The 12,860-nt window shown below is 49.2% G+C and carries 7 protein-coding genes; all 7 read right to left on the minus strand.

What is annotated here, in order from left to right; all coding sequences use genetic code 11:
- Positions 1 to 39: 39 nt before the first annotated feature.
- The 7 genes from B1748_RS08155 to B1748_RS08185 all read right to left on the minus strand — a co-directional run bounded on the left by B1748_RS08155 (position 40) and on the right by B1748_RS08185 (position 12,584).
- Entirely contained in the window at positions 40 to 1,617 is a 1,578-nt protein-coding gene (locus tag B1748_RS08155) for a response regulator (protein WP_087567401.1), read from the minus strand.
- A complete protein-coding gene (locus B1748_RS08160; protein WP_179215467.1) occupies positions 1,614 to 3,374 on the minus strand; it encodes a sensor histidine kinase in 1,761 nt (586 codons plus the stop codon). Before B1748_RS08160 ends, B1748_RS08155 begins: the two co-directional genes overlap by 4 nt.
- A gap of 115 nt (positions 3,375 to 3,489) precedes the next feature.
- Positions 3,490 to 4,851: an ABC transporter substrate-binding protein gene (locus tag B1748_RS08165; protein WP_087567403.1), complete on the minus strand. Its 1,362-nt coding sequence runs from the start codon at positions 4,849 to 4,851 to the stop codon at positions 3,490 to 3,492.
- Between the two features lie 108 nt (positions 4,852 to 4,959).
- Positions 4,960 to 5,790 carry a carbohydrate ABC transporter permease gene (locus B1748_RS08170; RefSeq protein ID WP_087567404.1) on the minus strand — a complete coding sequence of 277 codons (831 nt, stop codon included), beginning with the start codon at positions 5,788 to 5,790 and terminating at the stop codon, positions 4,960 to 4,962.
- Between the two features lie 15 nt (positions 5,791 to 5,805).
- On the minus strand, positions 5,806 to 6,747 hold the full coding sequence (locus B1748_RS08175; protein WP_087567405.1) for a carbohydrate ABC transporter permease: 942 nt from the start codon (positions 6,745 to 6,747) through the stop codon (positions 5,806 to 5,808).
- Positions 6,748 to 6,982: 235 nt separating this feature from the next.
- On the minus strand, positions 6,983 to 11,461 hold the full coding sequence (locus tag B1748_RS08180; protein ID WP_179215468.1) for an S-layer homology domain-containing protein: 4,479 nt from the start codon (positions 11,459 to 11,461) through the stop codon (positions 6,983 to 6,985).
- Between the two features lie 73 nt (positions 11,462 to 11,534).
- A complete protein-coding gene (locus B1748_RS08185) occupies positions 11,535 to 12,584 on the minus strand; it encodes a peptidylprolyl isomerase (RefSeq protein WP_087567407.1) in 1,050 nt (349 codons plus the stop codon).
- Positions 12,585 to 12,860: the final 276 nt, after the last annotated feature.

A 12,860-nucleotide genomic window follows, 5' to 3' on the forward strand; every position in this document is an offset into this window, starting at 1 on the left:
GTAGGTGGACAGCCTCGCTGATCATGATCGGCATCGCGTTTATTTATTTGACTTGTAGTCCAACGGGCTAATTCCGATATATTTTTTGAACACCTTGGAAAAGTACGTCCGATCCGAGTATCCCAGCTTTATGGCGACCATCTCCACCGACTCGCCCTGTTCAAACAATTGCTTGGCAATATCCATCTTGTACCTATGCACATATTCGGTAAAGTTAATGCCGGCAATCTTCTTGAAATAACGCGAAAAGTAGCTCGGATTCAGATACAGATGGTTGGCCACGGAAACCGAAGACACGTTCTCGGCCAAATGGGTGCTGATATATTCATTGATTTCGTGCAGCCTTGGCTCCTTCATGGTCTCCCCGCGATCTTGCATGCCGCCCAATTTGCCTACATGCTGCTTCGCAAGCTGGAGTGCCTCCCGAGAAGAAATAATATGCGGCAACAGCGCATGCAGATGCTCCTTTTCGTGTTGGATATTCCATTCGTAGTCCAACGACCGCAGCATCTGGGACAGATGATACACATATAATTGCGGCTTCAGCATGACCGTCCGGGCATAGTGCTCCATTCGCTCCAATACCGCTTCCAACGCGTTTAGATCCTGCTTTTCATTGGCCAGTAACAGCTCATCCTTATACCTTTTGAACTCTTGATCGTTAACGGTCCATATAGAAGGAGCATCATCGGACAAGTGGGATATGGTCCATGGTTTGTAATAAAGCGCCTGTTGGGCTTCCATTAATTGTTCATGGGCCGTCTTGATTGCGCCGAGTCCATTTAGCTCGCCGCTAATGATGCCTCTCATCTCAATCTTCAGGTAACTTTTGATTTTTTCGCGGAGCTTCTCCAAATAAGCTTCAAATTCCTTACGAATGTTAACGGCCAGGTTGGGCCTATAGTTCAAAATAAATACGAACTTGCCCGCTTGCTCCTGCGGAATAATAAGGACCGGCGCCCAATCGGCAGCCGTCTCTTCCGCAATGTTGTAGAAGGCATAGTGGATCAGGTCCAGATCCTCATAGTGATAATGTTCCAGCAAAGAGGCGTAATCTACCGTTGCCGCAGCCAGCATAAAACGCGGCAGTTCCCAGCGCATTCCAATCTTCTGCAATAATTGCGACGCCTTTTGTTCATCGAGCTTGCCGCCGAGCTGGCGCCACAACTGTTTTTTGATTTGGTCCTTATGGCGTTCCAGCTCTTCCCTAAAGGACAATTCATCGATACGCTCCCGCGATTCATCGGCCAATTTGGATGCTTTCTGCAAGCTGCCCATCAATTTCTCCGTCGTTAATTCATACTTGATCAAATAATCATCCGCTTGCAGGTGCATGGCGCTTCTGGCATAACCAAAATCCTCATGGCATGTGACAAAGATAAGCCTTACAGCGGGGTTGATCTCGCGGACACGAGTGGCCAGCTCGATTCCGTCTATTTGCGGCATCCCGATATCCGTAATGACGATATCGGGGTCCTTCTCGCGAAATAACTCCAGCGCCTTGACGCTGGAGAAAGCGGTTGCCACAACCTGCAAATGCAAGGACTCCCATTCGATCATCCGTTCCAAATAACGAAGCATCGGCACATCATCGTCTATAATCATCACTTTTCTCATTCGAATCCCCCCTTTTCGCCATCTTGCAATGGAATACGCATGGAAACCGTCAAACCTTTATCCGCATTTTCATAGACCCGAATGGAAGAAGATTCGCCGAAAGTCAGTTGCAGCCTGCGCAACACATTAGGCAATCCGATACGTTGGTTGGAAGCGGTCGGTTCCTTGTCCTTTTCCAGCGTGGAGTGCAAGTTTGCCAGCGCAGACGCAGCCATCCCTTTGCCATTATCTGCAACATCGATCGTTAGGGCATCTCCCGAACCGTAAACCTCCACTCGGATCATCGGATCGGCAGGGAAATCGGGAAGATTAGAGAAGCCGTGAATAATTGCATTTTCTACCATCGGCTGCAACATCAGTCGGGGCACCATAAACCCTTTCCATTCTTCGGGAATGTTGATGTGAAATTGAAAGTCCATTTCGGTACGCATCTTCATGATCTGGGTGTAATCGACCAGCAGCCTGCACTCGTCTTCCAGCGTGCTCATTTCATTGACTCGCATATAAGCGCCCAGTAAGCTCATTAATGAGCCAATCTGACCGCTATAAATCCGATCCCCGCCCAGCGCAAGGTTACACTTGACTGAATTTAAAGTATTAAGCAGGAAATGCGGATGAATCTGCGCGAACAAGGCTTGCAGTTCAATCACTCTTTTTTCTTCCTGTTCCTGCTCGATGTTCAAGAGCAGACGATTGATTCTGTCCAGCATATTATTGAAAGCGATCCCGAGAACGGACAGCTCGTCTCTGCCTTTTACCGGGAAACGGACGATGCGATCGCCCTCGCCGAAATTCTCGGCCACCCGGCGAAGCTTGTCCAGCGGGCGATAGAGCTGCCTCCCGATAAAGATGGAGATGAATAAAAATAGAATCAAGCAAACGATGATTAATAGAATATGGATACGGAAAACGTAAGTCAGTTCCTTGGTAATTTCTTTGTAAGAGAACCGATAAATCAGCTCCCACCCCGTAATAGGCACTTTAGACCGAAGCTCTACCTGATTGTTTTGCGCAATCGCGGCCGTTCCCTCCATAACATGGGAAAAAACCTTTGCCCCGTTCTCATTGACCAGTTCGATTTGCCCAAAATTGACGGTTGACATCACTTCCTGGAAATAATGGTTCGGAATGCCGATAAACAGGGTTCCCAGCCGCTCGCCCGTATATAAATGATTGACGGGACGCATGGCCATATAAAAGGTATCCGATTTCCGCCAGTTGCTTACCTTAAGATCGTCGGCCATCATCCATTGCAAACGGTTGGGATTCGCGTTGGTAATCCAGTCGGAAACCTCTTTCTCTGCCACCCATGTTTTGAGCGAGCGAAAATCAAGCTCATTATTGTTTCCATAAACAATATAACCCTGCTGATTCAGATAAAAAATAGAGGCGTTCATCCCCGTCGTTTTGGAAAATACCAGATCGATATATTCCGAAATCGACATCAAACTTTCGTAATCCTTTAAGGATTGCAGAACCGATACATCCTTGAAATTTTTCAGAGATTCCAGAAAGGCCGAGCTTTTGTTAAAGCTGACCAGATTGTTAGAGTAAATAACATCCTCGACCGATTTGGACAAATCGTGGGCAATCATATTGATCACATTATGCTGGGAGGCCTTTACCTTATCCAGCGTAATATCTTTGATAACGATGTAGGCAAGCAAGCTCGCGCTGAAAAGGGGGAGCAGGATGAATAAAAGGAATGATAACTGGATGCGCAAATAAAACGAATATTTATGAAACCACTTCATCATGCCCTGCTCCTCCAATTTACGCACATTATAATGTGACGACATGATACCCTTAAAACACATAATAAGGCAACCTTCAAAGGTTACCTTATTATACATTTTCTATAAGCAATCTTTATCACTTGGATTGTTTGATAATTTTGTTGGCTTCCTCTACCATCCATGCTTGCGCGTCCGCAGCCGATGTTTTATCCAGCAAGAACATGCTCAGGCCGTCCTCCAGCACTTTCTTTAATTGGCTGGAATAAGCCGTGGAGAAAGTCGGATCGTAAGGGATATGGACACGGCTGTCGTATACCGTATTTTTGAGGGATTCCACATCGATCAGGTCCTCAAAGCCGCCTGCCATGCTGGAGATGACGAGTTCCGCATCTACGCTTTTGGAACCTGGGAAGTCGGTAATAACGTCCGTTTGTTGCGCCAGGAATTTGATAAAGTCATACGATTCCTTCTTGTGCTTGGAGTTGGCTCCGATCGCATTGTAATGGCCGCCTACATAGGAAGAACCGATTTCTACGCTTTCCGAAGAACGCGGCAGCGGCGCAAACACCGTTTGGAAATCATGCGGATATTTTTCCTTGTCCTTGATCATGCCAACCAGGAAGGAGCCCGCCGGAACCATGGCAGCCTCGCCGTTCAGGTACTCGGATGCATAATGCAGCTTGGATGCAACGACATCCGAGAATGGCTTAACCGATTTGCTGTCTTCCAGCGCGCGGCGCATATCGAAGAAGTCTGCAAACACTTTTTCGTCAAATACCGGCGTTTCGTCTTCTTTCAGGTAAGGATGCGGCAATTCGTTATAAGCCGGGAAGTTTGCATATTCGCCCCATGTGTGGAAATAGGTGCCGTATTGCGCGTCCTTGGTCATCTTTTGCGCATACTCGCTGAAGTCATCCCATGTCCAGCCCCAAGTCGGAGCCTCGAGCCCAGCCGCATCCAGAGCTTGTTTGTTAATCGCTACAAGCCACGGCTGCGCCAAATCCTGAATGCCGTATACCTTGCCGTCATAGATCGGATTGATAAAGAACTCGTTCTCAGGTTTAATTCCGTCAGCGCCCAAATATTCGTCGATCGGAGCCAAAATGCCGCGGGCTGCGCGTTCAATCAAGAAATCGACATGCGAGAAAGCGACAACGTCGATGGCATCGCCCGTACCTGCCATAATGTCAAGCTTCTGGTAAAAATCCGTGCTGCTTGCATTCGTAACCAGCTTTACGTATTCCACTTTGACGTTAGGATTCGCTTTCTCGAAGTTGGCGATTTTTTTCATCGTATTTTCTTCGGCCGTTCCATCTTCCCAGCTATAATACTTAATCGTAACGTCTTCCTTCTTTTCGGTTTCCTTGCCGCCCTGCTCGTTCGAAGCCGTTTGCTTAGGCGTTTCCGTAGCCGAGTTTCCGTTATTGTTTAGCGAGCTGCATCCTGCTACCAGTGCCAGGCTGAGCATGGCGGTCGCCAACACTTTTACCGTTTTCATTTTTATTTCCTCCCTTTTTGTATATCAGTCGTTCTTCATTAGTATCTTACAATGCCGTTTACCCGGACACCGTGTACAATCTTTTCATTTACGTGCACTTATTTGACCTTATCCCTTTACTCCGCCTACCGCAATTCCTTTAATGACTTGTTTCTGCAAAATGATAAAGACCAGCAGCAATGGCAAAATAGCCGAGACGGCAGCCATCATGATCGCCGCGTAGCTGGTGCTGTACATTCCCTGGAACGATTGAATGCCTAACGGGACCGTGTACAGCTTGCTGTCTACCAGGAAGATCAGCGGGTTCTGATAGTCGTTCCAGGACCACATAAACTTCAGAATGCCGGCGGTAGCCAAAATGGGCTTGGCCATAGGCAGGACAATCTGCCAGTAAATCCGGAACAGGCCCGCTCCGTCTATTTTGCCAGCTTCGATAAATTCCTGGTTGATGCCTAACATGAACTGCCTCATCAGGAAGGTCAACGGGATCGAGAATGCGGTCATGACAATAAGAGCCGCATGCGTATTGTATAACCCCAGCCATTTAATCAGCACGTAACGAGGCACCAATGTCGATTCCGCAGGAATCATAAAAAAGGTCAGCAGCATAAAAAACACGACGTTTTTGTAACGGAACTTCATTTTGGCGAACGAGAAACCGGCCATTGACGAGAAGACCAGCGTAAGAGCGGTTGTAATCAAAGCGATCTTAATGGAATTCATGTAATAATGTCCGAACGGAACTTTTCCGTACCATACGGTTTGAAAGTTATTGATCAGGTTCCAGTCGGTAGGTATCCATTGGACGGGAAACTTCATAACATCCTTTTCGATTTTGGAGGCTGCCGACAGCATCCAGAGCAGCGGAGAAAGGAACACCAAGGAGAGGAGCCCCATCAACAATGTAACGATAATTTTCGATATTTTTAACTGCGCCATGGACAACACCTTTCCTTAATATTGATTGCGCTGCATTCTGACCGTCAACAAGGTTATAATGCCAATCACGATAAACAGCACCCAGGATAACGTAGCCGCGTATCCCATGCGAAACTTCTGGAACCCTTCTTCATAGAGATAATAGACCAATACATTCGTCGCATTTCGCGGTCCGCCGCCAGTCAGGAAGGCAACCAGGTCAAACACTTTAAATGAATTGATGACCGAGGTGATCGTCAGGAAAAACGTCGTCGTTCCCAGCATCGGGACGGTAATGCGGGTAAACTGCTTCCATTTGTTGGCCCCGTCGATTTCCGCGGCCTCGTACAGATCATCCGGAATAGCGGTCAGGCCCGCCAAGTAAATAACGACATTGTAGCCAATGACCTGCCATACCGCAATAATGATAATGCTCCACAACGCGAAATCCGTGCTTCCCAGCCATTTGGGCGGGTCCATAATCCCGAAAGACATCAGCAGGTTGTTGATAACGCCTTGCGACGGGTGGAACAGGACGGAGAATACAGCCGCTACCGCAACCGTCGTCGCGATATAAGGGATAAAGAATACCACTTTAAAGTATCCTTTGAAGTAAAGAACCGAATGAATCACGACCGCAATAACCAAGGCGATTATAATACTGAGAGGCACGGTCGCTGCCGTATACATTAAATTATTTTTCAGCGTGATATAAAATTTCGATTCCTGGAACAATTGAATATAGTTGTCAAAGCCGACATAGTTAATGCCTTTAAACCCTGAAACCAGATCCCAGTCGGTGAAGCTTAAATAAAGCGAAAAAAGCAAAGGAAAAGCTCCCAGTACAACAATACCGATCGTCTCGGGAGCAATAAATAGCCATCCTAGCAACGTTTCTTTCCGAGAACCCGTCCAATATTTTTTTTTCAATGATTCCGATTTGGGCAGCGAGATTCGGGATTGAGAATTCCCTTGCATATTGTTCTCCCCTCATTCTGTGGTTGTATGATTATGACCCCATTATAGTACGCCTGCGGCAGCCAAAATGCTGACGATTTATACTACAATGTGCACTTTTTTGACCTTAACGTTCCTGCAAAACGTCGCTCCCGTCTTCCGGACGCTCGTGCCGGCCGTATCGCCGACAAGCCAAAAACAAAGGCACAATAGGGAGCTGACGCCTCCTATTGTGCCTTTATACCAAAAACTAATTTTATTGTTTTTCCAATATACGCAAGAGCACCACTACCGCTTCCGCCCTTGTTGCTTGGGCTTTTGGCGCAAACGTGTTGTTGCCGCGGCCTGTAAGCAGACCCGATTTGCGCAACTCTTCAATAGCAGACTTCGCCCATTGCGGGATGCTGTCATCGTCTGCAAAGCTGCTGCTACCGACGTTTGTCGTTTTCAGCCCAAGCGCTCTAGCCAGCATGACGGCCATCTCGGCCCGCGTAATTTGCTGATTCGGACGGAAGGTGCCGTCGGTGTATCCTTGGATGATCCCTCTCTCAATGCCTTGCGCAACCGCTCCTGCGGCCCACGAGCCGATCTGGCCGCTGTCCGCGAATGCAGGCGACGATTCCGCAGCCTCCCACTTGAACAGGTTGGCCAACATCGTGATAAATTCCGCGCGGGTAGTTGCGGCATCGGGCTTAAATACTTGGTCCGGATGCCCCTTTACAATGGCCAGTTCCGCTGCGCGTTTGATAACAGCTTCTGCCCAGTGGCCTGCCACATCCTTGAATTCTACCTTAGGCGTCTCTGCGCCCGGTTCTTCCTGTTCTTCCTCCTCGACAGGTTGTTCCGGCTCTTCAACAGGTTTCTCCGGTTCTTCGACAGGTGTAGTCGGCTTCTCCGGAATGATGATCGGATCGCTGCCATTTGTGGTTGCCCTAACGCTCGGGCCATTGGCACTCCGGTTGCCGGCCGCGTCCACTGCCTCCACCTTAAACGTATAGCTTGTGCCTGCCGACAATCCGGTTACTTGGACGCTTCTGGCATCGCCTGCAGCTTCCTTGCTTCCACCTGCCCACGATACGACATATTTCGTAACGCCTACGTTGTCTTCTGCCGCCGTCCAGGACACAGTCAGGCTAGTTTGCGTAATGCCCGACACGGTTGCCGCGCTGTTGTTTGGCCAAGTTGGAGCCAACTCATCGACTGCAGGTGCAGGAATTTCGGAATCCTTGAATGCTGCAATAGCTGCCGTCAGGTCTTCCCACGCTTCATCCACTGCTGTTTGCGTCGCGGCTTCATTGCCCGCAGTCTCATTTGCAGCAAGGAGTGCAGCGTCCAGTGCTTCAATTGCGGCTTGCAAGTATTTGCCTGGCGTTGCAGCCGCATCTGCAAGGAGTTCTTCTGCCATCTCGATCGCAAGATTAAGATCCGTTTTGTCCACTGGACCGAGTTCATGCGCGCCGATGTCAGGCGCGTCTCCGTAATAAAGCGGCGTACCGTATATATCCCGCTCGCCCGGATTTGCAATAGGCGTTCCTGCATCAATGGCCGGAGAGCCTGGCTGCAGCTTGAACTTGGCAATGTTGCGATCCCAAATTTTCTGATCCCATGTATCCATGACCTCATCCGCCGCCGCAGGGTTCGTCAGCATCGGATTGTCCGTAACGAGGCTTGCATAGGCTTTCGGACTGCCCGGCAAGCTGGCGGTTGAGGCGGGATAGAACAGATTGTGGGACACGTTAGGCGCATCGTACCCCGCAGTGAGCGGCGAATATTTTTCCAGCGTGCCGTCCACCTGAACGATATTATTTTTAAAGATCATGTTGCTGACGCGTCCCTGATTGCCTTCATTGACCAAATATTTGACCGTATAACCTTCGCCAATATAGATCGTATTGTTATAAATGGCGGTATTCGGCTGCATACAGAAAAAGATTTCCGTGCCTTGACCATCATTTTTACTAATGTTGTAGCGGAATATATTGCCCGCTCCCGCGCTTGTCATCGTCAGCAAAAATCCGCCGCGATTATGATGGCTGTAGTTGTACTGATAAATATTGTTGGTTACGTTAATGTCGAAATCAAATGCTTCGCCGTCATTGTAGCCATGAACGCCATCATACACTTCGTTGTATTGGATGACTACCGCGTTCGTCTCATACAACCAGAGGCCCGCATAGTTGGTTGAAGACGGATTTTTGCTATGTTTTCTGACGATATTTTTTTCGATCAGACCGCCGGACGATACTTCGGCCATCACGATTCCGTCACCGTACACCTCTTCGATCAGGTTGTTTCTAAACACAATGTCCGTACCTTTTATATTCGTGGTATCCTGGCCGTTGCGATGAATTTTGGTCCGCAGACCTTCGATTGCTACGTCCTTTACATGCGAATTTTCTACCAGAATACGATTAAAGCCGGACGGGATATTCGTCACCTTGCCTTTTTCGTCCACCGTGTCGCCCTTGAACAAAATGCCGCCCGAGAACTTCGCTGCGCCCGTGCCAGAATTGACGTCATGGACGTACACATTGCTGATCGTAATATCATTGACATCGCCCGCTCCGCCTGCGACAACCATAATGCCGGCGCGCAGGGCGTTGTTAATTGCTGGCCCCGTATTCGTCACTTCCAGATTGCGCAGCTCCCAGCCGGACAGGTTGTACAAATGTACGGCGCCTTCCGCAATCATGTTCCCGGTATCCAGATGAGAGATGCCGTTGCCGTTAATAATCGGTTTGCCGGCCGAAGCTTCGCCATAAGCATCTACGACGATCGGAGCTTCCGCCGTACCCGAGCCATGCGGTCTGAACTGGCCGTTCCAGATCGAGCCGCGTTTGAACAAGATCGTGCTGCCCGCCTTAAATTCAGCCGCATTTAATTTCTCCAGCGACTTCCACGGCGTTGCTTCGCTTGTGCCGTCGTTATTGTCATTACCGGCTGCGCTGTCTACATAATAAGTGCCGACCGGCGTATCAACAAGCCTGGTGAGCGTATATTCCGCTCTTGTTTCATTTCTTTCGGAATCCGTGGCTACGATGGTAATTTTATTTGTGCCTGTGCGCAGCGGAATGTCGTACAGATCGCTGCCCGTCGAGGTTACGTTTTGCCCATTGACCGATACCGCCAACGTTACATCGACGCTTTCACTTACCGACTCCGCCTTTATTTCTACATTGGACAAAACATCGGTAAAATAAATTTTTTGGTTCTCGATTCCGTTTACAGTTAAAACAGGCGCCGGCACGCCTTCGGTAATCAATAGTTTGGCCGCATTTGCAAGATCATTTTCTTTGCTGGCCATAAAAATACCCTTCTGGTCGTGCCCGTTGTCCATCTGCAGTACAAGGTTTAAAGTTCCCAGTTGCTGCCCGGGAGCCAATGCAGCCAGCTTGCGATTGATGTATTGCGAAATATCCAAATAGATCGGCTGGTTGTGACCCTTTCTTTCGTAAGTCGCATCGGCGGCCTTATCGCCATTTGCCGGGGCGTTGCCGGAAGTCAAGGTCTGTTCGTTAAACGCCGGCACTTCGTAAATGCCAAGGACGTCGCTTGTCCGATCCGTACCCATCAATTCCTTTGCAAAAAGCTGAATGACCGCTTTTTTGGCATAGGGCTTGGTATTGGCGGACAAGTCAAAAGATAGATACACTTTACGGGTGGTAGGAGTCCCCGATGCCGCCGTTTTTAAGTGCAATCCGCCTTTTTCGGTGGAGCTGTTATAGTTCGTATTCTGATACCTGATATCCGTATACACGTCGGCAACGACCGGATAGGCGGTCACTCTCTCATATTCCACCACAAACACTTGCGAAGCGGATCGATTGCCAGCGGCGTCTACTGCGCTAACCTCAATCACATTGCGTCCGGCAAGCAACGAAATCGTATTGGAGCCTCGAAGGGCAGGAATCGGATCTCCCCCGTTAACGATCAACGAAATTGCCGGATTCGCGTCCACATTGTCAATCGCGTTAATAGTAAATGTCAGTTGCTCGCTTGTCACCTGCTGGCCGTTCGTTAAGCCGGTCACGGTTACGTTCGGCGGAAGCTTGTCCACATATTGTTCGTAGATCATAAGATGCGGCGTATATTTTGCATTCTCGCGGTACTGCGACGCAAAGACCATCCCGGCCTGATCGTCCACGGCCCCGGAATAAAGAGCAAGAAACAGCTCCGAAGCGGCGTTTCCGTCGATAAATCGATCTTTTACATTCGTAATATCGATTTCGACCCAAGTGCCGTTAAGCGAGCCGCCAAAGCTCTGCCCGCCCAACAAAACCTTGCTGTCGCCCATTAAAGGATCCGTGTTATTCCATGTCCAGTTTTCTTCGCTAATGCCTGGATTATCGGTGCTGAACACGTTGATCGTGTCCTGATTGCGGGTTCCGAAACGATCCGCCACATACAGAACGAGCATGACCTTCTCCACATCGGCCCAATTTACAGCGTCCGGCTCCGGCATATTAAATTGCAGATGGCTTCTGCGGCTCGCGCTGTCGTTGGCGGACCATTTCACTTCGAGCCTTTCTTTGCTGCTCGCTCCTCCGCTAACCGTTAAGTTAGCATAGTCGCCGCCGCGCACCGCCGCGCCATACGCGGAATCAACGCGAATTGGCTCGCTCACGGCAGCCTCGCCTTCCGGCAGCTCATCGGCAAAAACCTGCGGAGCTTGCACGGAAGAAAAAATCTGGAGAACCAGCATTGCGATTAACGCAAGGAGTAATGGTTTTCGCATCTTCTTCAACCCAATCATCCCTTCATCATCATCCTTATTTTTATCTCTTGCATCCTTGCATCTGCACTTGGACCTACTTCATTTGCAGCTCATTCCACTTCGCTTCATCTTTGACGACGACCGCTTGGCTCACCGCCTGGTCGATCCGCTGCTCGAATCGTTCCTCCTTGACCGCATCCTCGATCAACAGCTTGACTTCATCGAACGTCCCGCCTTCTCCCCGGCTCCTTTCCGTACAAAGTACAACAAAGTGCTGGTTGCTGTATGACATCACTTCACTCGTTTGATTGGGGCTTAATTGATACGCTTGCTCCTTCAGCATCATCCCCAAATCCGATGAATTCTCGTCTTTTCCTTCCTGTTTTCCATACTGTTTTTCCTGGATTCGCAACGAGTGTAAGTGCTTGTATTTTGGCAAAAGCTGTTCGGCGGGAATGCCGTTTCGAATGTCCTCTGCCAGCTTGTAGGCCGCTTCCTGTTCCTCTTCCGTATTGTCGCCCGTCCAGCTCACCTGCCATGCCGTTAACTCGTCGGGCGCTTGGAACAGCTGTCTATTCGCCTCATAGCGCTCGAGCAATACTTCTTCTGGAACCGCCTTCAATTTTTCCTTAAATTGATTTTTGGCCTCCAGCACCAGCTTGCCGTGAAACAGCATGTATTCCTGAAGCGGGCTCAGGCTCTCCGCTCCGTATATACTTTTTTCCGCTTTGCGCATCGCCTGCTGCACATCCTGGAATTCGGCGCTTTTAATCAGACGATACCCGGCCGCCACTTGCTGCTCCGCCTTGATCCGGACAAGCTTGTCAAGCGCATTGCCGCGGGCAACCTCTATCGGCACCTCATCGCCGTAGGCCGTTTCCCAAAAGTCGCCGCCATACTCCGCGCCGTACTGTCTGGCAAAATAGCTCGCCGTCGCCGCCTTTTCATCCTGAAGGAACAGCTCGAACTCCTCTTGATCTACGGGAATGCCATCAACCGACAGCAGTGCCGGTCCAGGAGCTTCGTCCTTTCCGTTTGCCATCTGGGCAATGCCAAAAATCAATAGTATCGTTGCAATCATAACAATGGATAGTCCGACTTTCAGATAAGGGTGCATGTTAAACTTCACCCTGCTCATCCCCACTTACAATCCCCCCTCCCTCGTAAAAAATGACCAAAGTCTCCGGACCGGACTCTGCCTGGAGAATCTCTATGATTCCAATCATATCTTTTGCAATCGGGCTTTATTGTGCGTTATTTTGATTTGCTTGTGCAGTTTTTTTACACGTTCTCGAAGATATGTACTTAAAACTCGAAACAGCGATGAAATAGGCCCATGCGCGATTGCATGGGCCTTCAGAAGTAAAAATGGTTTGACGGTATGTAGTACGACGGTGATCAAAAGCAAATAGGCGCTTAT

The sequence above is a fragment of the Paenibacillus sp. MY03 genome, from assembly GCF_002165585.1.
Lineage (GTDB): Bacteria > Bacillota > Bacilli > Paenibacillales > Paenibacillaceae > Pristimantibacillus > Pristimantibacillus agaridevorans.